The sequence below is a fragment of the Chthoniobacter sp. genome (assembly GCF_040003245.1).
Taxonomy (GTDB): Bacteria; Verrucomicrobiota; Verrucomicrobiia; order Chthoniobacterales; family Chthoniobacteraceae; genus Chthoniobacter.
Genome location: NZ_JBDUCX010000046.1, coordinates 1 through 24,569 on the forward strand (window position 1 = coordinate 1; position 24,569 = coordinate 24,569).

The 24,569-nt window shown below is 60.3% G+C and carries 23 protein-coding genes; 16 read left to right on the forward strand and 7 right to left on the reverse strand.

The features are described 5' to 3' along the window. On the forward strand, positions 1-1,347 hold a 1,347-nt coding region (locus tag ABJF10_RS08420), incomplete at its 5' end, for a DNA gyrase subunit A (RefSeq protein WP_348544103.1). 34 nt (positions 1,348-1,381) lie between these two features. On the opposite strand, the gene ABJF10_RS08425 is transcribed toward ABJF10_RS08420, so the two are convergent. Together ABJF10_RS08425 and ABJF10_RS08430 are read right to left on the reverse strand one after the other, a co-directional pair. Beyond that, positions 1,382-2,665 carry a PQQ-binding-like beta-propeller repeat protein gene (locus ABJF10_RS08425; RefSeq protein ID WP_348544104.1) on the reverse strand — a complete coding sequence of 428 codons (1,284 nt, stop codon included), beginning with the start codon at positions 2,663-2,665 and terminating at the stop codon, positions 1,382-1,384. A gap of 57 nt (positions 2,666-2,722) precedes the next feature. Next, the gene (locus ABJF10_RS08430; protein ID WP_348544105.1) at positions 2,723-3,610 is read right to left on the reverse strand and encodes an AraC family transcriptional regulator; all 888 of its coding nucleotides are present in this window, start codon (positions 3,608-3,610) and stop codon (positions 2,723-2,725) included. Positions 3,611-3,726: 116 nt separating this feature from the next. On the opposite strand from ABJF10_RS08430, the gene ABJF10_RS08435 reads away from it, so the two are divergent. From ABJF10_RS08435 to ABJF10_RS08470, 8 genes are all read left to right on the forward strand, one after another. Continuing rightward, positions 3,727-4,869: an iron-containing alcohol dehydrogenase gene (locus ABJF10_RS08435; RefSeq protein WP_348544106.1), complete on the forward strand. Its 1,143-nt coding sequence runs from the start codon at positions 3,727-3,729 to the stop codon at positions 4,867-4,869. 7 nt (positions 4,870-4,876) lie between these two features. Next, a complete protein-coding gene (locus ABJF10_RS08440) occupies positions 4,877-6,358 on the forward strand; it encodes an NAD-dependent succinate-semialdehyde dehydrogenase (protein WP_348544107.1) in 1,482 nt (493 codons plus the stop codon). Positions 6,359-6,364: 6 nt separating this feature from the next. Then, positions 6,365-8,134, forward strand: coding sequence for an IlvD/Edd family dehydratase (locus tag ABJF10_RS08445; protein ID WP_348544108.1), 1,770 nt, complete (start codon positions 6,365-6,367; stop codon positions 8,132-8,134). A 13-nt stretch (positions 8,135-8,147) separates the two neighbouring features. Then, a complete protein-coding gene (locus tag ABJF10_RS08450) occupies positions 8,148-8,933 on the forward strand; it encodes an oxidoreductase (RefSeq protein ID WP_348544109.1) in 786 nt (261 codons plus the stop codon). Then, complete coding sequence (locus ABJF10_RS08455; protein ID WP_348544110.1) at positions 8,930-9,715, forward strand: SDR family oxidoreductase; 786 nt, start codon at positions 8,930-8,932, stop codon at positions 9,713-9,715. The genes ABJF10_RS08450 and ABJF10_RS08455 overlap by 4 nt, the downstream gene beginning before the upstream one ends. Before the next feature lie 27 nt (positions 9,716-9,742). Continuing rightward, positions 9,743-10,597, forward strand: coding sequence for a fumarylacetoacetate hydrolase family protein (locus ABJF10_RS08460; protein WP_348544111.1), 855 nt, complete (start codon positions 9,743-9,745; stop codon positions 10,595-10,597). A 140-nt stretch (positions 10,598-10,737) separates the two neighbouring features. Next, positions 10,738-11,262, forward strand: coding sequence for a hypothetical protein (locus ABJF10_RS08465; RefSeq protein ID WP_348544112.1), 525 nt, complete (start codon positions 10,738-10,740; stop codon positions 11,260-11,262). Positions 11,263-11,532: 270 nt separating this feature from the next. Beyond that, entirely contained in the window at positions 11,533-11,802 is a 270-nt protein-coding gene (locus ABJF10_RS08470; RefSeq protein WP_348544113.1) for a DNA-directed RNA polymerase subunit omega, read from the forward strand. 321 nt (positions 11,803-12,123) lie between these two features. Here ABJF10_RS08470 and ABJF10_RS08475 read toward each other — a convergent pair whose 3' ends face one another. Further along, positions 12,124-12,294: a hypothetical protein gene (locus tag ABJF10_RS08475; RefSeq protein WP_348544114.1), complete on the reverse strand. Its 171-nt coding sequence runs from the start codon at positions 12,292-12,294 to the stop codon at positions 12,124-12,126. Between the two features lie 603 nt (positions 12,295-12,897). Here ABJF10_RS08475 and ABJF10_RS08480 point away from each other — a divergent pair. Continuing rightward, positions 12,898-13,578, forward strand: coding sequence for a YceH family protein (locus ABJF10_RS08480; protein WP_348544115.1), 681 nt, complete (start codon positions 12,898-12,900; stop codon positions 13,576-13,578). 51 nt (positions 13,579-13,629) lie between these two features. On the opposite strand, the gene ABJF10_RS08485 is transcribed toward ABJF10_RS08480, so the two are convergent. From ABJF10_RS08485 to ABJF10_RS08495, 3 genes are all read right to left on the reverse strand, one after another. Continuing rightward, on the reverse strand, positions 13,630-13,848 hold the full coding sequence (locus ABJF10_RS08485; RefSeq protein ID WP_348544116.1) for a twitching motility protein PilT: 219 nt from the start codon (positions 13,846-13,848) through the stop codon (positions 13,630-13,632). 173 nt (positions 13,849-14,021) lie between these two features. Further along, complete coding sequence (locus ABJF10_RS08490) at positions 14,022-14,270, reverse strand: antitoxin family protein (protein ID WP_348544117.1); 249 nt, start codon at positions 14,268-14,270, stop codon at positions 14,022-14,024. A 383-nt stretch (positions 14,271-14,653) separates the two neighbouring features. Further along, a complete protein-coding gene (locus ABJF10_RS08495) occupies positions 14,654-15,145 on the reverse strand; it encodes a hypothetical protein (RefSeq protein WP_348544118.1) in 492 nt (163 codons plus the stop codon). Positions 15,146-15,498: 353 nt separating this feature from the next. Between ABJF10_RS08495 and ABJF10_RS08500 the strand changes: the two genes are divergently transcribed. The 5 genes from ABJF10_RS08500 (at position 15,499) to ABJF10_RS08520 (ending at position 21,195) form a co-directional block, all read left to right on the forward strand. Further along, positions 15,499-15,870, forward strand: coding sequence for a dUTPase (locus tag ABJF10_RS08500; RefSeq protein ID WP_348544119.1), 372 nt, complete (start codon positions 15,499-15,501; stop codon positions 15,868-15,870). A 143-nt stretch (positions 15,871-16,013) separates the two neighbouring features. Beyond that, positions 16,014-17,210, forward strand: a complete 1,197-nt coding sequence (locus ABJF10_RS08505; RefSeq protein ID WP_348544120.1) for a DNA methyltransferase — start codon at positions 16,014-16,016, stop codon at positions 17,208-17,210. Then, on the forward strand, positions 17,207-18,166 hold the full coding sequence (locus tag ABJF10_RS08510) for a hypothetical protein (protein ID WP_348544121.1): 960 nt from the start codon (positions 17,207-17,209) through the stop codon (positions 18,164-18,166). Before ABJF10_RS08505 ends, ABJF10_RS08510 begins: the two co-directional genes overlap by 4 nt. A gap of 1 nt (position 18,167) precedes the next feature. Continuing rightward, positions 18,168-20,204: a hypothetical protein gene (locus ABJF10_RS08515; protein ID WP_348544122.1), complete on the forward strand. Its 2,037-nt coding sequence runs from the start codon at positions 18,168-18,170 to the stop codon at positions 20,202-20,204. Next, positions 20,188-21,195 (forward strand): hypothetical protein, encoded by a 1,008-nt coding sequence (locus ABJF10_RS08520; RefSeq protein WP_348544123.1) that lies wholly within the window; start codon positions 20,188-20,190, stop codon positions 21,193-21,195. Before ABJF10_RS08515 ends, ABJF10_RS08520 begins: the two co-directional genes overlap by 17 nt. A 22-nt stretch (positions 21,196-21,217) precedes the next feature. Here ABJF10_RS08520 and ABJF10_RS08525 read toward each other — a convergent pair whose 3' ends face one another. Next, positions 21,218-23,389: a dynamin family protein gene (locus ABJF10_RS08525; RefSeq protein WP_348544124.1), complete on the reverse strand. Its 2,172-nt coding sequence runs from the start codon at positions 23,387-23,389 to the stop codon at positions 21,218-21,220. Between the two features lie 173 nt (positions 23,390-23,562). On the opposite strand from ABJF10_RS08525, the gene galT reads away from it, so the two are divergent. Beyond that, positions 23,563-24,567, forward strand: a complete 1,005-nt coding sequence (gene galT / locus ABJF10_RS08530) for a galactose-1-phosphate uridylyltransferase (protein WP_348544125.1) — start codon at positions 23,563-23,565, stop codon at positions 24,565-24,567. Positions 24,568-24,569 lie beyond the last annotated feature (2 nt).

Below are 24,569 nucleotides of genomic sequence, written 5' to 3' on the forward strand. Positions count from 1 at the left end.
TACAACGACGGCGAGCGCGGCGGCAAGGTGAAGGTCCGCGCCACGATCGAGGAACGCTCGAAATACCTGCTCGCCATCACCGCGCTCCCCTATGGCGTCACGACGGAGTCGCTCATCGAGTCGATCCTCGCGGCCAACGCCAAGGGCAAGATCAAGATCAAGCACGTCGACGATAACACCGCCGACAAGGTCGAGATCCTCGTGCATCTTCCGCCGGGGGCCGAACCCAAAAAGGTCATTCAGCAGCTTTACGTTTTCACCAGTTGCCAGGTGCAGCTCAATCCCGCCGCCTGCGTGATCGTTCGCGATCCCGAGACCGGCGCCGACAAGCCACACTTCGTCGGCGTCCGCGACATCCTCAAGGCCAGCGCCGAGGCCACCAAGGCGCTCCTCAAACGCGAGCTCGAGATCAAGCTCGGCGAACTCGAGCAGCAGTGGCACTGGGATTCGCTCGAGCGCATCTTCATCGAGGAGCGCGTCTACCGCCTCATCGAAAAATCGAAGACTTGGGAAAGCGTGCTCGCCGAGATCCGTGGCGGCCTGAAGCCTTTCCTCACGCAGGTTCGCCGCGAGGTCACCGACGAAGACATCGTCCGCCTCACCGAGATCCGCATCAAGCGCATCTCCGCCTACAACCGCTTCCAGGCCGACGAGGCCATGAAGAAAATCGAGGAAGGCATGAAGGAGACGAAGGGCCATCTCAAGAACCTCACCGCCTTCGCCGTGGATTGGTTTGAGATGCTCCAGGCCAAATACGGCAAGGGCGTCAAGCGCCGCACCAGCTACGACGAGATCGCCCAGATCGACGCCTCCGCGGTCGTCTCCGCCAACCAGCGCCTCTACGTCAACCGCAAGGACGGCTTCATCGGCCTCAACTGGCGCCAGCACGATTTCGTCACCGAATGCACCATCCTCGACAGCGTCCTCACCATCATGAAGGACGGCTCGCTCAAGGTTTCCAAAGTCGCCGACAAGGTTTTCATGGGCCGCGAGATCATCCACCTCTCGATTTGGCCGAAGGACGGCGACACGAATTTCTACACCATGGTCTATCAGGACGGCGAAACCGGCAAAGCCTTCGCCAAGAAGTTCCAGATCGGCGGCCTCTCCCGCGACAAGCTTTACCCTCTGGTGAAATCCGAGAAATCGCGCATCGTCTATTTGGAAATCAGTCCCACGGAGAAAGCCATGCCCAAGACGCTCCGCGTCTTCCTCGATGGCCGCAGCGGCGCCCGCCTCCGCGAACTCGATTTCGACCTCACCCGCGTCCCCGTCAGCACCCGCACCTCCAAGGGCCTCACCATCACCAAGTGGACCGTCAAGGAAGTGAAGGAACCGAAATCATAAAGACGGAGAGAACTCCGTAGTCCCTTTCTTCGCCTCACCGCCCGATCTTCCAAAGATGTGCTTCCGTGCGGATGTAGATCGCCCCATCCGCCACAGCGTAGGAAGCCAGCGAGCGCTCGCCGAGTTCGTTCGTGGCCAGCAATTCGTACGTTTTGCCCGCCTTCACCACGTACCCGACGCCGGTTTCACTTTGAAAATAAACGCGGCCATCGACGGCCACGGGTGACGCCGAAAAATTTCCGCCCAACCGTTCGTTCCACAACACCTCGCCAGTGCTCGCTGCCGCGCAGGTGGCGATGCCTCCATCGGAAACGAAGTAAACCTCGTCCCCAACGACCACTGCGGACGGCGTATTTGGCGCGCCTTTGCTGATCGACCACGCGACATTCGTCGCCGTCGCATCGCCCGCGGCGCCTTCGGGCTTGATCGCATAAAACGTGGGACGATCAAAACCCGAGCTGAGAAATAGCAAGCCGTGCGCGAATACGGGACGCGGCACCACCGAAAACCCTTCGCCGTACCCCACACGCCACAACTCATGGCCATCGGTCGGAGCATAGGCGCCGACGAAACCGCTGCCCGGGCTGATCACCTCTTTCACTCCGCCGACTTCGATCGCCAGCGGTGTGGAAAACGAGAACAGCTTCTTCGCCGTCGAATTGCGCGCCGTTTTCCAGCGCAGCACGCCAGTCTTGGCATCGAGCGCGATCACACACGGATCCTTCTGCCCGTCGGCGCTGAAAATGAGCGCATCTCCCACGAGCACCGGCGAGCCCCCATTGCCATGCGTCGGTGGATAATCGAGCTCCGTCTGACGCCAGAGCACCTTGCCAGAGAGATCGAGCGCCGCGGTACCCATGTGGCCGAAATGGACGAAGAGTCGGTCGCCCGTGACGATGGGCGTGGCGCTGGCTGGAGAATTCTTGCGATGCATCGCGGCGACCTTGCCCGGATCGGGGCGCAGCACTTCCGTGTCCCACAGGACGTGTCCATCCTTCGAATCGAGGCAGAGCGCGTGCAGCGTGACATCGCCGCTGGCCGTGTCCGTCTCGGCGCTCGTCAGATAAAGCCGCCCTTTGCTGAGCACCGGCGATGACCATCCGCGCCCCGACACCTCGACATTCCAAGCCACGCCTTCCGTCGCGCTCCATTTGATCGGCACATCGGCGGCCTGCGAAATCCCCTGCCCGGTCGGCCCGCGGAATTGCGGCCACTCGGTTTCTCCAGCGGTCGCCAGCACCGCACTGGCACCGAGCCATCCGTGGGTCAGCAGCGTGCGGATGGCGGGGATACGGGACGAGCGAAATGGGGGCGTCATGCTGCGGCATTAGCCGCTCCGGGCGCACAACTCAATGCTCATCGGCGTTTGGCGAATTCAGCGGGTGTTCCGGAGAGCGCGCGGCGCGTGGCCAAACTTCGCGCGGAAGGCCGTATTGAAACGCGTGAGGCTGCTGAAGCCGCTGGCGAAGGCGATGTCGGTGATACTGCGGTGCGTTTGCGTGACCCATTGGTGGGCGCAGGCCAGGCGGGCGTCGGTAACGAAGGCGATGAAGGTCTTGCCGGTGTGGCGGACGAACTGCCGGCAGAAAGTAGCGCGGCTCATGGCGCTGCGCTGCACGGCTTCATCCAGCTTAAGCGGCTCGGTGAACTGCTCGAGCACCCACTGCACCACGGCCTCGAGTCGCGGACGGGTGGCGGCGTTGACCTCAGCAAAGACGCGGGCCTGGCTGAGTTTCGTGGTCTGCTTCCGGGGTGCATCGTGGAGCAACGCAAGAAGCTCCAGCAGCAAGCCAGTGCGCGCGAGGCAGCTGGCGTCCGCCATCTGCTCCAATACCACCACGGCCCGCTGGGCGGTCGCGGGATGGAAATGCAGGCCGCGCTCCGCCGCGGCAAAGAGGCGCTGCAACTCCCCGGCGCCGCCCAAGCGTCGCAACGGATGTTCCGGCGCGAGGTGAAATTGCAGCACCCAGCCGTCGGTGCGGCCTGCTTCCATCCAGCAATGCGGCAGATGACTGCCCAGCAACACGCAATCCATTGCCCCAAAGGCGCCGACGTGATCGCCCACGTAGCGCATGCCGGAGCCACGCAGGAAAATCGTAAACTCCATCTCTGCATGGCTGTGCCAGCGTTCGCCCACGCCCGTCACGCCGATGCGCCGTCCACCCGCCTCGCGGGATTCCAGCGTGTGCGACTTTCCCTGCCAGCGCAGCAGGCGAAAGCATTCGCCGGGGGCGAAGCGGATGTTTTCCAGGAGGATTCCCATTCCCCGCAAATTATCACTCGAAAGGCCGATTCGTCGATTCTCATGAGACGATACGGTCGTTATTTGAGACTTGGCGGTGAGCTTGGCGGACGGGATTCGCGATGATAGTAGGACACATGGCTTCCCCCTCCTCCTCGTTCGAAAATCATCTCCCCCGCCGGGTGATCACTGGCCGCGGAATCAGCCAGTCGCTGGCCGCCGTGTGCCAGGCCAATGGTTGGCACCGGCCCTTCATCGTGAGTGATTCGGGAGTCGCCAGTGCCGGTTTGCTGGGGCCGGTGGCATTGCCGTTGCGCGCGGAGACATTTACCGAAGTGCCGCCGGAGCCGCCGATCGATGTGGTGGATACGATCGCGGCCCGTCTCAAGACCAGCGGCGCGGACGTGGTGATCGCGCTGGGCGGTGGCAGCGTGATGGATGCTGCGAAGGTGGCTTCGTTATGCGCCTGGCACGGCAAAACGGCGCGGGAGTTTGTCGGCATTGGCAAAGCGGGTGGACGTGGACTGCCCACGGTGCTGATCCCGACCACGGCGGGCACGGGTTCGGAAGCCACGTTTGTCGCCATCCTCACCGACCCGGCCACCGGGAACAAAGTCGGTGTCGTGGATCCATGCATGCTCGCGGATATCGCCATCGTGGACCCGGCGCTCACCGATGGCCTGCCCGCTCACATCACCGCGGCTGCGGGCATGGATGCGCTGGTGCATGCCATCGAGGGATTCATCGCGAAGGTCGCCACGCCACTGGCGCGCGGGCTGGCGCTGGAAGCGTCGCGACGCATCGGGCAGTCCTTGGAAGTGGTCTGCCGCGAGCCCGGAAACACGGACGCGCGCGATGGCATGGCCATCGGCTCGCATCTCGCCGGTATGACGTTTGCCAACTCCTCCTGCTGTGCCGTGCATGCCCTCGCCTTGCCCTTGGGCGGACGCTTTCACATCCCGCACGGGGTCATCACCGGTTGCTTCGCCGGAGAAATGATGCGGCACAATGCACCGGTCTGCGCGGATGATTTCGCGACGCTGGCCGTGGCGCTCGGCTGGGGGGCGCTCGACGCCACCGCCTTTGCCAGCCGGCTCGACGCAATCGCCGCGTCCATCGGGCTGCGGACCCAACTTCGCCAGACCAGCGTGCTGTCCGACAGCATCGCGACGATGGCCCGCGACGCGGTGGCGATCCGTCGCCTCATGGACCCGAATCCGCGTGAAGTCACCGAAACAGATGCAGTCCGTATCTATCAAAGCGTGCTCAATTGCGCATAGTACCACCATGAGCACGAAATCCCTTCCCCATTTCTGGTTCGAACCGCGGCCGTGGATCGATGGTCAATGGCAGACCGGCGGCGAAACCGTCACCGTCCACAATCCCGCGACCGGCGCAAAGATCGCCGACGTCACGCGCGCCGATGCCGCCGCCGTGCGGCGCGCCATCGAAGGCGCGGTGAAAGCGCAGCGCGCGTGGCGCGAAGCCTCCGCCGTGGAGCGCGGCAATGTCTTGAAACGCACCGCCGCGCTGCTGCTGGCGCGGAAGGATGAATTCGCCCGCTTGCTCACTGCGGAGCAGGGCAAGCCGTACGCGCAAGCGGTGGGCGAGATCGAGTACGCGGCGAGTTTCTTCCAGTGGTTCGGCGAGGAAGCGCGGCGCGTTTATGGCCGCATCGCCGCGCATCCCGAGGCGGGCCGCGAATACTTTGTCGAGCATCGGGCCGCGGGTGTCGCGGGGCTCATCACACCGTGGAATTTTCCCATCGCGCAGGGCGCGAAAAAAGTCGCTGCCTCACTCGCGGCGGGGTGCAGCGCGGTCTGGAAACCAGCGGAACTCACGCCGCTTATCGCCCTTGCCGTGGGACCAGTCATGGCGGAAGCCGGGCTGCCCGCCGGCGTGTTGCAAATCGTGCCCGGGCGCGGCTCCGTGGTCGGTGGCGTGCTCGCGGAGCATCCGGCGGTGCGCGTGCTCAGCCTCACCGGCTCGACAGCCACCGGCAGCACCCTCATGGCCGCGGGAGCTCCGGGCATCAAGCGGGTCTCGCTGGAATTGGGCGGCAACGCTCCCTTCATCGTGCTGCCGGATGCCGATCTCGATTTTACCACCGAGCAACTCATCCGCTTGAAGCTCTTCGTCTCCGGACAGGTCTGCGTCACTGCCAATCGCGTTTTCGTTCATGCCGACATTGAGAGCGCACTGACGGAAAAACTCGCCGCAAAACTGAACGCAGCGCACGTCGGCAACGGCCTGGAAGATGGCATGGACGCCGGCCCGCTCATCCATCGCCAGGCTTGCACGGAAGTCGGCGCGGTCGTGGATCAAGCCGTGGCGCAGGGAGCGCGCATCGTCGCCCAGAACCGCAGCTATGAAAGCGATGACACCTTGCGTGCGGGCACCTTCTTCCCGCCAACTCTCCTCACCTGCGTGCGCGACGAGATGAAGGTCGCCCGCGACGAGATCTTCGGGCCAGTCATTCCGCTGCTTCGCTACACCCGCGTGAGCGAAGCCGTGCGGCGCGCCAACGAGACGCCACATGGTCTCGCCGCTTATGTCTACGGCCGTGACCTCGCGCAATGCCACGCTGTCGCCCGGGGCATCGAGGCAGGCATCGTCGGCGTGAATGAATGGCGTCCGCTGAAAGCCGAGATTCCCTTCGGCGGCATCAAGCAAAGCGGCATCGGAGTCGAAGGCGGTGAAGAAGGCATCCGCGAGTTTCTCGAAATCCAGGTCATTTCGATGCCGAAGCCGCTCATTCAGGATAGTTGACACTCGATGGACACCCCGCGCCTCCGCTCCGAATCCTGGTGGAACGATCCCACGAACCCCGGCATGACCGCGCTCTATCTCGAGCGCTTCCTTAACTACGGCCTCACGCCAGGCGAGTTACAAACGGGGCGCCCCATCATCGGCATCGCACAATCCGCGAATGACCTCGCGCCGTGCAACCGCGTGCATCTGCAAACGGTCTCACGCTTGTGCGACGGCGTACGCGATGCCGGTGGTGTGCCGATGGTCTTCCCGATGCATCCGTTGCAGGAATCGGTGCGCCGGCCCACGGCGGCGCTGGACCGCAATCTCGCTTACCTCGCGCTCGTCGAGGTCTTGCACGCCTATCCGCTGGACGGCGTGATCTTCACTACGGGCTGCGACAAAACCACGCCCGCGTCGCTCATGGCCGCCGCGACGACCGACCTGCCCGCCCTCCTCATCAACGGCGGACCGATGCTCAATACCTATCTCGACGGCAAACCCGCCGGGACCGGCACGATCATCTGGGCCGCACGCCGCCGGCTGGCCGCGGGCGAGATCGACATGCCCACGTTCACCAAGCTGCTGTGCGATTCCGCGCCCAGCGCCGGCCATTGCAACACCATGGGCACGGCTCTCTCCATGAATTGTCTCGCCGAGGCGATGGGCATGGCACTGCCCGGCTCCGCGGCCATCCCCGCGCCGTATCGCGAACGCGGACAAGCGGCGCACGCCACCGGTCGGCGGATCGTTGAGATGGTCCGCGAAGATTTGCGGCCGTCGAAGATCATCACGCGCACCGCGCTGCTCAATGCCATCCGCGTCAACACCGCGCTCGGTGGCAGCACGAATTGCCCGCCGCACCTGCTCGCTATCGCGCGGCATATGGGCGTGGAATTGTCTCTGCAGGATTGGGAGGCCACCGGCTACGACCTCCCACTGCTGGTCAATCTTCAGCCCGCTGGAAGTTATCTCGGCGAAGACTTTCATCGCGCGGGCGGCGTCCCCGTGGTGATGCGCGAGATGCTGCAGCATGGCTTGCTCGACGGCAACGCGCTGACCGTCACCGGCAAAACCGTCGCCGAAAATGTCGCGACCGCACCCGCACCCGATGGCGAAGTCATCCGCACCGTCGATTCGCCGCTGCGCACGCAGGCCGGTTTTCTCGTGCTCACGGGCAACTTGTTCGACGCCGCGCTCATTAAGACGAGCGTGATTAGCGACCGCTTCCGCCAACGCTATCTCAGCACGCCGGGCCGCGAAGATTGCTTCGAATCGAAGGCCGTCGTCTTCGAGGGCCCGGAGGATTACCACGAGCGAGTCAACGATCCCGCGCTCGGCATCGACGAAGACACCATGATGGTCGTCCGCGGTTGCGGCCCGATCGGCTTTCCCGGCAGCGGCGAAATCGTCAACATGCAGCCGCCCGATGCGCTCCTCCGCGCCGGAGTGGACGAACTCCCCACCCTCGGCGACGGCCGCCAGAGCGGCACCGCCGCCAGCCCATCCATCCTCAACGCTTCGCCCGAAGCCTACGCCGGCGGCGGCCTCGCCCGACTGCGCACCGGCGACCGTATCCGCGTCGACCTGCGCGCGCGACGCGTCGATGCCCTCGTCCCCGAGGCCGAGTGGAACGCCCGCGACACCACTGCCTTCGCGACTCCGCCCGCCAACGCCACGCCCTGGCAGCAGATCCACCGCAGCCACATCGGCCAGCTCCACACGGGCGCCTGTTTCGACTTCGCCTGCGCCTACCGCGACGTGTGCCGCACCGTCCCGAGGCACAACCATTGATCACCATTCCTTCATGAGACTCGCAGACCAGGTCATCCTCATTACCGGCAGCACCACCGGCATCGGCGCCACCATGGCGCAGCGCTTCGCGGCGGAAGGCGCCCGCGTCATCCTGCACGGACGCGACGCGGCCCGCGGCGAAGCGTTGCGCGCGGAACTCGGCGAGGAGCGCAGCGCTTTTGTCCAAGGCGATCTCGCCGATCCCGATCACCCCGCCCAACTCGCCGCCGCCGCGCTGCGCTGCTTCGGCCGGATCGACGCGCTCGTGAACAACGCCGCGCTCACCACCCGCGCCCATTTGCAGGACACCGACCCCGCCTTCTTCGACCGCATCATGGCCGTCAACCTGCGCGCGCCGCTCATGCTCATCCGCGCGCTGCTCCCCGCCTTGAAACAAACGCAGGGCTGCGTGCTGAACATCGGCAGCATCCTCGCGCACTGCGGACAGTCGAACCTCGTCGCTTACTCCATGAGCAAAGGCGGCCTCATGACGATGACGCGCAATCTCGCCGACACCCTCGGCCCCGACCGCGTCCGCGTGAACCAGATCAACGTCGGCTGGACGCTCACCGACAACGAATACCAAACGAAAATCGGCGACGGCCTCCCGCCCGACTGGCCGGACCACGTGCCCGCCTACGTCGCGCCGTCGGGCAAATTGCTCATGCCGATGGACATTGCCGAGGCCGCCATTTATTGGGTGAGCCCCGCCAGTCGTCCAGTCAGCGGGAGCGTGCTCGAGATCGAGCAGTTCCCACTCATCGGACGCATCCTCAACCAGGAAAATAAAGTCGCATGAATACCCCCGCATTTAATCTCGCTTCCAAAACCGCTGTCATCACCGGCGGCGCTTCCGGCATCGGCCTCGCCATCGCCCGGCGCTTCGCGGCGCACGGCGCGGCCATCGAAATCCTCGACCTGCAACCCGCCGGTCTCGAAGTCGCCATCAACGAACTGCGCGCCGCCGGCCACAAGGCGAACGGCGAAACGTGCGACGTTGCCGATCCCGTCTCGGTGGACGCCGCGTTCGCGCGCCTGCTCGCCCGCCACGATCGCGTGCACATCCTCGTCAACAACGCCGGCATCGCCCACGTCGGCAACGCCCTCACCACCACGCCGGAAGACTTCGCCCGCATCCAGCGCGTGAACGTCAACGGCGTCGCCCACTGCACACAGTCGGCGCTGCGCCACATGACCACCAAAGGCGGCGGCGTCATCCTCAATCTCGCCTCCACTGTCTCGCAAATGGCGATCAACGACCGCTTCGCCTATGCGACGAGCAAAGGCGCCGTGCTCGCCATGACTTACTCGATCGCCAAGGATTTCCTCGAGCAAGGCATCCGCTGCAACGCCATCATGCCCGGCCGCATTCACACCCCCTTCGTCGATGGCTTCATCGCCAAGAACTACCCGGGACGCGAAGACGAGATGTTCGAGAAACTCTCCAAGGCCCAGCCCATCGGCCGCATGGGCACGCCCGACGAAGTCGCCGCCGCCGCGCTCTTCCTCTGCAGCGACGAAGCGAGCTTCATCACCGGCTCCGCCTATCCCGTCGACGGCGGCACCCTCACCATTCGCTAACACCCTCTCCATCTCTAACACCCCTTCATGAAACTCATTCGCTTCGGTCTCCCCGACCAGGAAAAACCCGGCCTTCTTCTCCCCGACGGCCGCCGCATCGACGCCTCCGCCTTCGGCTCCGACTACGACGAAAAATTCTTCGGTGGCGACGGCCTCGCGCGCCTCGCCGCGTGGGCCGCGCAGAATGCCGCCAGCGCCCCGACCGTCGACGCCAACGCGCGCCTCGGCCCGGTTATCACGCGCCCGAGCAAGATCATCTGCATCGGCCTCAACTACGCCGATCACGCCAAGGAATCCGGCGCCGAGATCCCGAAAGAACCGATCCTCTTTTTCAAGGCCACCTCCTCCATCACCGGCCCGAATGATCCGCTCGTCATTCCGCGCCATTCGCGCAAGACCGATTGGGAAGTCGAGCTCGCCTTCGTCATTGGCAAAAAGGCGTCCTACGTCAGCGAAGCCGACGCCATGCAGCACGTCGCCGGCTACGTCCTGCACAACGACTACAGCGAGCGCGAATGGCAGCTCGAACGCGGCGGTCAATGGGTCAAAGGCAAGAGCTGCGACAGCTTCGCCCCGCTCGGGCCATTCCTCGCCACCCCCGACGAAATCGCCGACTCGAACAACCTCAAGATGTGGCTCAAGGTCAACGGCACCATCCGCCAGAACAGCACCACCGCGCAGATGATCTTCAAGGTGCCGCAGCTCGTCAGCTACATCAGCCAGTTCATGACGCTCCTTCCCGGCGATGTCATTAGCACCGGCACACCTCCCGGCGTCGGCCTCGGCTTCAAGCCGCCGGTCTTCTTGCAAGCGGGCGACTTCGTCGAACTCGGCATCGAAGGCCTCGGCGAATCGCGCCAGGTGGCGATCGCTGCGTCGTGAGAGGCTGTTAGGGCGGCTTTGTAGAGGCGGCTGTGCCAGCCGCCTGTCGCTTTCAAAAGGCGCTTGGCACAAGCGCCTCTACAACGTAGCGCGTTTCCAGGATTGACCCAACTCCCACTCTGCCTAACATCCGCCTCCATATGAAGGCGTTGCGTGTTACCTCCGGAATCGTGTTAGTGCTGCTACTGTCGCTGCTCGCCGCCCCCTCCCTGCGCGCGGCCGAGAAAGGCGGGCTCCTCGTCGAGATCAGCAAGAAGACGGTCAGCAACAACGACAAAATCACCCCTAACGGCGTGGGAAATATGTCCATCGACCACGACCTGTCCCTGAAGGTCGACGTGAAGAACAATTCCAGCAAGGAACTGCCGGAAACCCCGATTGATTCCATCGTGCTGGTCCAGCGCTTTGGATCCTCGGAAAACCCCATCCTCGAGCGCTTCACCGGCACCGCCAAGCTCGAGCCCCTCCACCCCGCCCAGACCGGCAGCGTCCAGGTCGGCCAGTACCACCTCGGCGGCCACATGCACGGCACGTCCGATATGCACGCGGACAAAGTGCTCGGCTGGAAAGTGACGATCATGCGCGACGGCCAGAAGCTCGAGTTCACCAGCAGCAGTTCCTTCGAGTCCATGGACAAGCGGGCCAGGCCCGCCAGCACCCGGTAGAATCGCCGGTGTAGGGCGCGTGTCCCCACGCGCCGAGGGTGCCAGCCCGACACGTGAGGACACGCGTCCTACACAGAGACGGCGCAGCGCGAGGCCGCGTTTACAGAGGACATCGGCGGCGCGACGTCCCTACCAGGGCCCTGTTTGTGGCCCTTAATTTAATCCTCGCTATTTGTCAAAAAGCGACCACTTTGGACATCTGCTTCTATTGTAGGTGATTCGCAAGGAGCCCGTGCGAAACCCTCCTGAGCCGGCAGGAAACACACCTCTATGCAAAGCCATCTCCTCGAAAAAGCACTCACCGTCATCAAGAGCGAACAGTATTTGGTGAATGTCATTTCCCGCCGGGTGCGTCAGCTTTCCAATGGCCACCGCCCCATGATCCTGCCCGAGCTGCGCATGGGCCTGGCCGACATCGCCCTCATGGAAGTGATCGAAGGCAAGCTCACCTACGAGAAGACCGCCACGTTCATCGAGGAACCCATCGCCCCCCGGCGCGGCGACGACAACGGCTTCACCGACGGCAAGCGCGCCGCGTAAGGCGGCTGGCGGTTCGCGGTTCGGAAAATTCCGGGGAGCGCACTCGTCCCGAGTGCTGGCGAAGGCGTCCCGCCTTCGCGGACTTTTCCCGGTATGCCACTCGAAAATAGACGCGAATTCATCAATCCAGTGTGTCAAAAGTTCGTTTCAGCGGGACACTGAAACCAGCACTCGGGACGAGTGCGCTCCCCGGAAGGGGCGTCCGAACTCCGCTGCCCCGCTGGGGCAAATGCGCATGATGAATCGTTAACCGGTGGCTGGCGCCGACCGGCTAATCTCTGTCGGCCCTCCGGGCCGATGATCCCGCCACGCTCCCCGCCTCTACTTCTTGCCCTTAACCACCGCCTGCTTCGCCGCAGCGGCGCTATTCTTCTTCTGATTGCTGGCGTTGTTCTTCGCCTGTTTCTGTGCGTTCTGTTTGTTTGTCGCTTTTGGAGATTTATCGCCCATAATGTGCGGAGCATCGCTGCGGCGATGCGAATAGCGAGACATCCCTTCCGAATTCGGCTACGACGCATCCGCGGATCCGAATCCGCATCCGATCCGGCGCTTTCACCAACCCACCACTCACCACCTCCGATTATGGCCAAAGGCAACAACAGTCACCGCAAAGAAACCAAGAAGCCGAAGAAGGACAAGACCAAGATCCCGCCTTCCACCAAGCGGTAGGAGCAGCAGCAACGGCCGAAGGGCCGTTGGCTTCTTGCGGATAGCAGATCGTCTTTTGGAGCGCATCGCGCCGTCGATGCCGTGGGACGGCTGCGCCTTGTTCCATTTCCACCTCGTTCCCAGACTGAGGGTTTGGGAACGCGCGTCAAGAGGGACCAGTCTCTGGCGTGGCGGGGCGAGTTTCTTTCCGCACATCGATCGGATTCCACTCCCCCATCCGCGCGACGCAGTCGCCCCAGAACGCTGGCATTCCCAAACCCTCAGTTTGGGAACGAGGCGGCGGAAAGTGGAGGAAGTCGCTATCGCGCGAATCGTTTTCCCATCGCGCTCGGAGATCGCGATCCACCATTCCGCACTCCGCATTCTTCCTTCATTGGACGTTGGATGTTGGGCGTTGGATGTTGGATGTTCTGCCTTCCACCTCCCATGTCCTCCTTCTCCCTCACCCCGCTCGAAACCCGCGTCCTCGGCTGCCTGCTGGAAAAAGAACGCCTCACCCCCGAGAACTACCCGCTCTCCCTGAACAGCGTCGCCACCGCCTGCAACCAGAGCACGAACCGCGACCCCGTCGTCTCCTACGATGACAAATCCGTCGAAGCCGGCCTCAACAGCTTGCGGGAAAAGAAACTGGCCAGCGTCATCTTCGGCGCCGGTTCGCGGGTGCAAAAGTACCGGCACAAACTCCTCGAGCACTACGAGCTCACCCCGCCCGAAGTCGCCCTGCTCTGCGTGCTCCTCCTGCGCGGCCCCCAGACCCCCGGCGAACTCCGTTCCCGGTCCGAGCGCATGCACCCCTTCGAGACCATGGCCGAAGTCGAGTCCCGCCTCGACGAACTCGCCCGCGGCGACTCCCCCCTCATCCGCTTCCTCGACGCCCGCCCCGGCCAAAAAGAGCGCCGCGTCATCCAACTCCTCTCCGCCGAAGTGCCGGAGGGGGAGGCTGCGGCCGCTGCCGCCACCACCATCTTTCACACCCCCCAGCCCACCGCTCCCGCTGCCGAGCCCACCCCGTCCCAAACCGAAGCCCTGGCCGCCGAAGTCGCTGTCCTGCGCACCGAGCTGGAGCAACTGCGCGAAGAGTTCCGGGCCTTCCGCGCGCAGTTTTGACGGGCTGTAGCGGCGGTCTATGACCGCCGAATTCCGGCTCGGGCTCTAGCGTCACGGGAAAACCGTCAGCGTACCGAACTGCCGGAAATGCTCATCGAAGGCGAACGCCCGCGTGATCCCCAAGCGCTCCATCAGGACCTTGCTGGTGCAATCGGTGAAGCTCCATTCCTTGTCGGAGAACCGGCCAAAAACCCGCCACGCTTCGAGAATGTCCGCTTCCGTGAGATAGTGCAGAGTCGCGATCTCCCCGGAAAAGTAGGACTCTGCCATGTTTAGCGCCCGTTCCACCTCGCCTCGCGCTCGCAGCAACGTCAAGGTTTCATCTACCACATAGTCGCTCGTTCATAGCGGCTCGCTGTTGGCTTCAAACCATTCCACCGCCGCACGATGACTGCTATCCTTTGGCACGGCCCAAGCAAACCAACCGCTGGTATCTACGAAAATCACGGCATCTTGCCCGTCTTCGGATAAAGGACGCTATCGTGATCCTTTCCAGAAAAGCCATCCTGCTCCGATTCCATGGGAAGCGCCGCGATCTCCCGCATCCGTTCGATCGCCCGGGCGACCGACGGTTGCGGTGCTGGAGCGGAATCCGTCACCGTCACCTCCACCCGTGCGCCTTCGGCGAGCGGAAGCGGTGAGAGCGGGCGCAGCACTCCATTTTCATAAATGGCGGCAGCCGTTGTGGTCATCGATGTAGTTTACTGCGCGATGGCCCTGGAACAAGGCGAAACCCGTTACCGGGGCACGCCAACCAGACGCTGGAGCGTCGCAGACAAGTGCGTGCCCAAGCTGGAGCTTGGGCACGAGGGATGTCCCAGCGTCGGTTGATTGGCTGGAGGGCACGTCATTGTAGGGCAGGCGCTCCGCCTCCCCAGAAACCGGAGCGGAGCGCCGGTTTCTGGGGAGCGCACCCGTCCCGGGTGCGGGTGGCGGTGTCTCGCCGCCACGCACTTTTTTCATGAGCGCGACAGGAGTTTTTGAGCGACCAGGGGGAAGATCGTTTCGGCGGGACGCCGAAACCAGCACCCGAGACGGGTGCGCTCCCCAGAGATCGCCACCCACCCCACCCCGCTTACGCGGGCTTGATGCTCTGGTAGATCGCCTTCAATTCCTCGACGTGCTTCTTCTCGCCGGCCTCGCTCGCCCAGTAGAGCACGGAGATGCATTTCGTCTTGGAGACGATGAGGATCGTCAGGCTGATCTTGCACGGGCCGTCCTTGTCGATGCCATCGAACGAGAAATCCGCCACCGGGATGCCATTGACCGTATCCTTGCTCTGCTTTTCCGTCCCTTTCTTCACCTGCACCTTTTCCTTTTCCAGGTAGGCCACGGATTCTTTCAAGGCGCCCTCCACGGAATCGGTATCGATGACCTCTGCGTAGAGATACACCTCTTCGTCCGGAGACTCCGCTTCGAAATTGTCCCCTTCGGCCTTCACCTTCCAGCTATCGGGGAAAGTCAGCGAGGCCAGGGCTCCCGATTTCGGCAATTTGACCGTATCGGCCGGAGCCGTGCCGACGGTGACGAGGAAAGACAGAGCGACGAGGGCGGGCAGGGTTTTCATTTTCATACGAGGATCAATTCCTTTCCAACTTTGGGGACTTGGCGCGTTGCGTTTGCGATAGCGTTGCATTGAATGTTCCACCCGCGACCATCGCGGGTCGATACGATGCACAGGCTAGCCGTTGCGTTAACGGTTCGACAAGGGTGAAAACGGCGCGAGAAAACCACCCCGCTCCGATTCCATCCTGTAGGGGAAGCTGTCAGCTTCCCATCACTACGAATCCCGTTTCAAACGGCAAAGTCGCCCTGTGAGACTGGCATTCCTAGACACTCAGTCTGGGAATGGGGTCAAACCTAAGTGGGAGCTCGAAAGGTCGTGCTCGCATTGCGAGACAAACGCGTTCATCGTACGGCATGGATCATCTTCAAGAGATTTTCGATCTCCAAAAGCAACTCAACCAACGGATCGGAGTCGACACGGATCAAATGGACGATACCGAACGCCAAAAATGGATTTTGAATTATGCTCGGGCGATGAGCCAAGAGGTCGCTGAACTTACGGACAGCGTACCGTGGAAATGGTGGGCAAAATACCAGAATTTCGACAAGCAAAATGCTCGGGTCGAAGTAGTAGACATGCTTCATTTTCTGGTGTCGATGGCACAAGTTCTTGGCATGAGTTCATCGGACCTACACGAGGCATACACCCGGAAACACCAGGTAAACGTGAAACGGCAGGACGATGGGTACACGGTAAAGGACGAGACGGACAATAAGCACGTGTGACTTGGCCATTCGCTTCCCCCCACACCGATTATGAGCTGAAGACCCTTCTCCGAAGGTATGCTTCGTCGCGAAGTCCAATCGAGGTCAACTTTCGATCACTCGTCAATTCGATCCCTTACCAAGCGGATCGGGCGACGCACTTGATGCATCCTTATCCGGCGAAATTGTTGCCGAACATTCCGTTCTTTTTCTTAAACAATGAGATCCTTTCAAAACCTGGCGAACTGATCGTCGATCCATTCTGCGGCTCCGGTACCGTTCTGGTAGAGGCGCTACTTGCGGACCGCCGCGCGATCGGCTTTGATTGCAATCCGATTGCTGCTCTTCTCAGTAATGTAAAAACCACTGCCGTTGAAACGGGGAAGATCAAACGCGGACTTAGATCAATAATTGCTCGTTCCCGAGAAGAATCACCGACCCCTTGGCCCGAGGTAGTCAATATGCGGCACTGGTTCTATCCGAAAACCGCCGATTCTTTAAGCCAGCTAAAGGTCGCCATTTCCAAAATCAGGAACCTTGATTTAAGGAATTTTTTCATGCTCTGTTTCTCGGCCTGCATTCGAAAGGTTAGCTTGGCAGATCCAAAGGTTAGCGTGCCAGTGAGACTACGCCGCGATCAATACAAACGTGGCCACCCACTCGAAAAGTCGGTGCAGCGCCGATTGAAATCTTTGCGTAACATTGATGTATTTGAAGTCTTTGAAGCTGTCGTGGAGCAAAACTGTAATCGCATCGCCAAGCTTTTGCCCTACGCCAAATCGAAACGCGCCACAGCCACTGTCGACGATTGCCGTAACTACCAAAAAATAATGAAGAGGGGAAGCGCCTCTCTGATTATAACTTCGCCGCCATATGTCGGTGCGCAAAAATATGTTCGTGCAACAAGCTTGTCACTCAATTGGCTGGATTTCTGCAGCCCGCGACAGCTGCGTGATTTCGACAAAAAAACCATTGGAAGAGAGCATTACCGAAAAGCTGAGTATAGCACCACCACGCTCTCAACCTGTATCGAGGCGAATCGCCTTCTAGCGAAAATCCGACACGTCAATCCCTTGCGCGCGCATATAGCTGCCTCTTATCTGAACGAAATGGAACAGGTACTTGCCGCAATGTTTGGAATGCTCAGACCGGGAGGGCACGTCGTATTGGTCACAGGCAACAACCAAATCTGTGATCTTCCTTTTCCAACAACGGACTACCTCTTAAAGCTCGCTGTTGCCCAAGGATTTAAGATTCGATTGCAGCTCGTCGATGACATTCGTTCGTGGGGCCTGATGACAAAGAGAAACCGAACCGCGAGCACCATCAGTCGTGAGTGGGTAACAATCTTGGTGAAATGAGCACTACAAGTATAAAGCTGGAGGCTGAGCTCCTGCGGAAAATCAAGGTGCTGAACGAAACAGCTTGGGAAAATCGCGTCCAACGACCGTTAATTGATCGGTGGCTCTCAAATTTTGATCAGCAAACCGATGCTCTTCGAGATCGCGAACGGTTGCACGCTCTTTTCCTGCTGAGCCAGTTCATCTATTTCGGCAGTAAAGAAGTTCGCGAGCTTCTTAAATCGTTGTATCGGGATTTGTACAGATACCCAATAATCGAAAGAATTCGCCGGGATAATCAAGATACCTGCGATCAGGCCGTTATTGAGATTGAGTTTAAAAAGGCGGAATCTCGAACTAGATTTCTGGGCGTCGGCAACCCCTCAGAAAGTGGCTGCCATCTGCTGTATTATTTTCGGCAAGAGAATCAACTTCCCTCCAATTTGTTCATTCACGGGCACGAGATTTTCACGTGGGACAGGGATCAAAATAAACAGACTCTTCGGCATCCAGATGTAGATCATTATGTTTTCATAGATGACCTCTGCGGCTCTGGCGAGCAGGCACGGATCTATTCTCAAGGTATTTGCTCCGACATTAGAAGCCTGAATAAGCGTGCGCGCATTTCATATCTCGTTCTGTTCGCGACCGATGCAAGTAAACAGGAACTGCGTAAAGCTTCGTTTGATTTCACCTCTGCCGTTGTCGAACTGGACAGTAGTTTTCGCGTGTTCGGCAACGAGTCGAGATACTTTAAAGTCGCGCCAGACACAATTGATGGTAAATTTGCAGAGATGATGTCCGCTAGATACGGTCAATTACTGTGCTACGACCATCCACTCGGATATCGTGATTCCCAATTGCTTCTAGGCTTTCACCACAACACACCGGATAATACCCTTCCCATCATGTGGTGTGATCAGCCCGAGCTTCGCCCTTGGATACCCGTCTTTCGACGATATCCTAAATACCTTTGATATGGCTGAACTCGCTAATCCCTTTGCTGTCACAAAAGCGGGCGATTTCACGGATGCGCAAATTGCAAGCCTGTGGGTAGACCTCCCGGACACAGGTGGTTTCTTTGAACTCATAAAGCCGCAATCTCCTATGCCCATGCTCGTAGTCGGCGGAAAGGGATGCGGAAAAACGCATCTGTTGAGATATTTTTCATATCCGCTGCAGAAGCGGCGCTGTGCCTCCGATCTCTTAGCAGGATTAAAAGAGGAGGGATATCTCGGCGTTTACATGCGCTGTGAAGGACTGAGCGCAAGTCGGTTTAATGGAAAGGGTCAAACCAAAGAGCTGTGGGCGGCGGTTTTTGAGCACTACATGGAGTTGTGGCTAGCCCGCACCCTCCTCGAGATTCTTAGCGACATACTGTCGGCTTCACCAGCGCTTTTGCCTGTTGAAAGCGCACTCTCTGAGCGGATTCTTTCACTCTTCGATCGCAAAATACCAACGGATGACCTCTCTATAAAGAGTCTAATCCGTTCCCTGGATGCGCTTCGGCAAAATATTGACTATGCGGTAAATAACTGCGCAATAACTCGGCATTTGGAGGTTGAGATCACAGCTACAAGAGGTCGGCTCATATTCGGAATACCTGCCGCTGTGCGTGATTTAGTTCCAGAGCTCAAGGACTTACAATTTCAGTTTATCGTGGATGAGATCGAGAATCTGAATGCACCTCAGCAGGAGTACGTGAATACTCTGTTGCGCGAACGACCTTTGGGCTGTTCGTTCAAACTTGGAGCGAGAAAATACGGAATACGCACCTTGCGAACACTTAGCGCAGGGGAAGAAAATCGGGAAGGCTCGGAGTTTGAGAAACTCCCCTTGGACGAGATTTTCAGGACAAATCCCAACTACGGGAGATTTGCGAGGGAACTTATCGCACGACGAATTGTAGAAGCCGGGTTTTTTCGTGGTATAACTGGCGATGAAAGCGTGATTGAACACTTGGACGAATGGTTTCCACCTGTTGACGAAATTAAAGAACTTGCTTCAAAATTTGTTCGGTTCGAGTCAGAGGAGAAGCCGTACTTTTCACGGTTAAAGCGGCATTTACTTTCGGCCATCAAGACACGTACCGCGCAAGGAATTGGGAACGAGTCAGGGGTTGAATATATTATACAAAAGCTGATTTACGGCGAGTCACCACTGTTAGAGAAAGTCAACGTATATTTATTCTACCGTGCGTGGTTTAAAAATCTGGATCTTACGGACGCAGCTAATGACATCGCGAGAAAGTGTGTGTCGCATTCACAGACTCCAGGTTCAAACAAACTGTATAGTGAAGCATTAGGGCACTTTAAACGTGATTTTATCGCACAACTTTATCGCGAATGTGATGAGGGTATTCCGTTTGCGGGATTAGAGACGTTCATCACGATGTCTTGCGGACTTCCGCGGAATTTGCTCAATATACTTAAACACGTGTACAAATGGGCGGTATTTAATGGCGAAACTCCGTTCCAATCCGCGATCTCACGCGACTCTCAAACGAGTGCAGCATTCGACGCGGCGCAATGGTTTTATTCCGATGCATGCACAAAAGGACATGAAGGCCCGGAAGTGCAGACCTGCGTTCGAAAGGTTGCTCATCTGATGAGGGAGATGCGATTCGCCGACAAACCCTCTGAGTCATCTGTGTCGACTTTTAGCTTAGATTTAGCAACGGTCACATCAGAAGCCCGTAAATTAATAGAATTGGCAGAACAGTATTCCCTACTGATTGCCATTCCGAAGGGACAAAAAGATAAGAATTCACTCAGAATTGACGCTAAATTCCAGATTAATCCGATGCTAGCGCCACTTTGGGATTTGCCAATTTCGAGACGCGGTACCATTGGATTCAATTCGGATGAGGTAGATTCGATTTTTACGTCAGCTGAACAGGGAGACTTCGACAAAGTGTTACATCGACGTATTGAGAGAATGAATGCGCCGACCTTTGGCAAGCGTCGCGGAAAAGAGAAGAATATCCAAACGCAAGAAGATGGCAGGCTCCTCTAATTTCGATTTCACGCTCTTTTATAAAGTTCCGATAGGGCCTGATTTGACTTGGTTCTCATCTCGCTCATGGGACGTGTTCCTTTCAGCTTACAACGCGAGCGAAAGGGTTTTGAAGATATTCGATGCAGCAACCGCTGCGAGAAAGTGTTGGCTGATCTGCCCGGAATACGGATTCGAAGCCAATGAACTCCCAGAAGGCGAACGGTTTATTGGTGAATCCGCGGAGGAGAGTGAGTTGATTTCGACGTTCTACTCCCAACTCAATGTCGATCTGAGCCGATGTTCCCTCTGCATTGATTTGACTGGTTTCATTCGACCCCATCTTTTGTTTTTGCTGCGGTGGCTCTATGCTTCGGGGGTTAAAAGATTTGAAGCGCTTTACACGGAGCCCGGCCATTACAAAGCGAAAGAGAAGACTCAATTCTCGAAGGGCGGGATACGCGAAGTCCGACAAGTAAGCGGATTTGAGGGGTCACATAAGCAAGATACAAGCAACGATCTGCTCGTCGTCGGCGCTGGGTACGATAGTATGCTAATCAAGGCGGTCGCTGAGTCCAAAAACCATGCTCGCAAAGTGCAATTGTTCGGTCTGCCCTCTCTGAGGGCAGATATGTATCAGGAGAATTTGATCAGAGCTCAACAAGCAGAGGACGCCCTTGGGGAAACAGAACGCTATTTTGCTCCGGCTCACGACCCCTTTGTGACGGCAAATGTCATACAGACAATCGTCAAAGATTTTCAGCGAACAACAAACCTTACAAATTTGTATTTGTCGCCTCTTGCAACCAAGGCTCAAGTCTTGGGCTTCGCGCTATACTATTTTGGCGCTGACCAAACCAGAGAGCAAAGCATCGTCTACCCTATTACCTCTCGATATGAAAGGGAGACAAGCAGAGGTGTGTCACGGATTTGGAGCTATACAGTGGATTTTGAGGCTATCAGAACGTTCGCTGGAAATGCACCAGTCGCCCCTCTACGCCCCGGGCTCTGACCGGAGTTCGCCTTAATGGCACTTACGCGGCGGAGTATTCCTGCAGGGCGCCGGTGGGGGCGGGCTCGCCCTCGAGGGCGGCGGGATGGCCGGGGACTTCGAGGGTTTCGCCGGTTTCTTGCTGGGCCATGAGGATGATTTCGCCGACGGCTTTGCTGGATTGTTCGTCGAGGGCTTTCATGGCTCCCAGGATGGCGGTGATGGTGTCGCAGGGGGCCTGGCGCTCGGCGTGGGCGGCGGCGAATTCGTCGCGCTGGGCGCGCAGGCGCTCGAGGATGGCCTGGCGGAATTGGGCGGCGTAGGCGGTGGCGAGATTCGCGGCGTACCTGGCGGGGAGTTCGGGGAATTTCTCCTGGACGGTGGCGGTGGCCATCTCGACGAAGGCGGCGCCGGTGGGCTCGGCGGGGAGGCGCTTGGCCTTGATCTCGGGGGCGATGGGCTGGCTGAGGTCTTCGCCGAAGAGGCGGCGGCGGACGGTGGCGATGCCGCGGAAGAGGATCCAGTCGGCGAAGGATTTTTTGACGGGGACGTGCTCTTCCTTGATGGCCATGGCGTAGGCGTCGGCGGGCTCGGCGGTATCGAGGGCGCGGGTGCAGGCGAGGGCGATGGGGGCGAGCGGGAAGTCGATGGCGTGCAGGTCGGTCATGACGGCGGCAGCGGGTTCGGCGCCGCCGAGGGTGCCGCCGAAGAGGGTGTGGAGGCGCTGGCGGGTGTCGGCGGCGAGGGCCTGGGCGGCTTGGGCGAGGAGGGGGTTCCAATGTTGCGCGGTGAGGGCGGCGAGGCTGGCGTCGGTGCCGTACCATTCTTCCAGGGAGCCGGTCATTTCCTTGACGAGGGCCTCGGCTTTCTGGCGGGCGGCTTGGTCGATGGCTTTGGCGTTGGCGGTGCGGGCCTGGTCGAAGGTGGCTTCCCAATCGACGCCGAGGAGGCGTTCGGTGGTGGCGATTTTTTCCTGCAAGGCGGCCATCTCGGTGGTGAGGCTGGCGTGTTTCTCGGTGAGCTCCTGGATCTCGGGGCCGGCGCAGACTTCGCGCATTTCGCCGCAGAGGGTGGTGCCCTGGCGGAGGCTGTCGCGCATGAATTCCTGGGTGTAGTCGCTGCTGTTCAGGTACTCGGTGAGGTCGGCGAGGAAGGTGTCGAAGGCCTGGCGCTGGCTGTCGTCGGCGGGAGTGGTGCCTCCATTGGCTCCATGGGCTGTGTGGTCTCCATTGGTTGCATTGGCTCCATTGGCGATTTTGCCGCTTTGGGCCCCATTTTGGCTATTTTCTGCTAAATAATTTGCAGCCGCACTCATGAGGTCGACGGCGTGGATGCGGAGGCGTTTTTCCTCGTAGGCGGTGCGCAGTGGGCCGGCCATGGAGAGGGTCTTGAAGGCCTCGATGATCTGCTGGGGGTTGCGGCTCTCGGCGCTGGGGAGGAGGGTGCCGTCGGGCTGGAGGTCGCGCTTGCTGGAGTCGACGTTGATGACGAGGAAGATGCGGGAGAAGAGGCCGAGGAGCTGGTTGAACTCGGCGAAGACTTGCTCGAGGTAAAGGTTGTCGGTCTTGACGACGAAGACGGCGCAGGCGGCGGAGTCGCGGAACTCGCGGGTGAGGACGTCGTAGCCGAAGTTCATGCGGCTGTAGAGGCCAGGGGTGTCGACGAGGACGGTGCTGGATTCGGCGAGGGTGGGGACGGGGAGCTTCACGTCGACGCGGCGGATGGCTTCGCTGAAGTCGTGGCGGGGATCGAAGGAGCCGCGGCGCTCTTCGGCCTCGCGGATCTGGGCGGCGAGGGCGATGTGGGAATCGGCGATGACGTCCTTGAGGACCTGGCCATTGGCGAAGACGGATTCGCGGCCGTTGTAGCGGGTGGCGGAGAAGTGGGGCTGCTCGCTGTGGCGGACGTAGACGAGGCAGGGGTAGCCGGGGAGGGAGGTGACCTCGCTGACGTAGCTGCGGCTGATGGCGTTCATGAGCGTGGACTTGCCGCTCTTGAGGGGGCCGAAGATGAGGAGGTAGGCTTGCTGGCTCTCGAGTTTCTCGACGAGGGAGCGGAGGCGGGCGCGGGTGTCGTTCAGGATGGCGAGCGGGTGCTGGAGCAGGCCGGTGGCGTCGCCTTTTTCCATGGCGGCAGTGGCGTCACGCATGGTGGGAGGGAGGGCGTTGAGGACGGTGAGGTAGGCTTCACAGAACTTCGAGATCTCGGTTTTCATGAGGGCGCTGGAGTATAGGCTGCAATCCGCGAATGACCGCGTGGATTTTTAGGCCGGGTAGGGAGGTTCAGCAAGGGGAAAGCGGCGCGGAGCGCGGGCGATTGGCGCGTGAGGAAACGCGCCCTACATCTTGCGCTGGGCGCGGGGGGTGATGCATGATGGAGGCCCCCTGCATGTCTGAGATCCGCCAAAACCGATTGACCGGCGAAAGTGTGGTGATCGCGCCGGAACGCGCGAAGCGTGGGACGAATCTGGCGCGGCCCGCGGCGCCGAGCGCGGCCGTGCCGGCGCAGGATGCGGCGTGTCCCTTTTGCGCAGGGAATGAAGCGGTGACGGGGCCGGAGACGTATCGCGCGGACGGTGAGGATGGGCAGTGGGCGGTGCGCTCGTGCGTGAACAAATACTCGGTGCTTTCGCCGGAGGGTGAGGTGGGCGCGGTAGAGGATGCGGAGCACACGCGTGCGGCGGTGAATGGCGTGGGATTGCACGAAGTGGTGGTGGAGAGTCCGCGGCACGATTTGCCGATGGCGCTGCTGCCGGCGGCGCAGGTGCGGCGGATCGTGGAGGCGTACGTGGCGCGGTTCCGCGCGTTCTATGCGGACCGGCGGGTGCGGCACGTGATCATTTTCAAGAACCACGGGGCGGAGGCCGGGGCGTCGCAGCAGCATCCGCATTCGCAGATCGTGGGGATCCCGATCATGCCGGGGCAGGTGCTCGAACGCGTGGCGCATGCGAGGGAGTTTTACGCGTCGACCGGGCGGTGCCTGGCTTGCAGTATGATCGCGGAGGAGCAGGCGGAAGGGAGCCGCATCGTGGCGGAGAATGCGGCGTTCATCGCGTTCGTGCCGTATGCGGCGTTGTCACCGTATCATTTATGGATCTTCCCGAAGGTGCACGCGGCGTGTTTCTCGGAGGTGCCGGTGGAGACCGAGACAGCGCTGGCGGAGTTGCTCCACCTCGTGCTGGAGAGGATTTATGGGCTGCTGGGGAATCCGCCATTCAATCTCGTGGTGCGCTCGCTGGGGCCGCGGGAGAAGGATGCGGCGCACTTCCACTGGTATATCGCGATCGTGCCGCGGGTGAACCGGACGGCGGGCTTCGAACTGGGGACGGGGATGTATATCAACCCGATGCTGCCGGAGGCGGCGGCGCAGGCGCTGCGGGAGTTTCGCGGCTGACG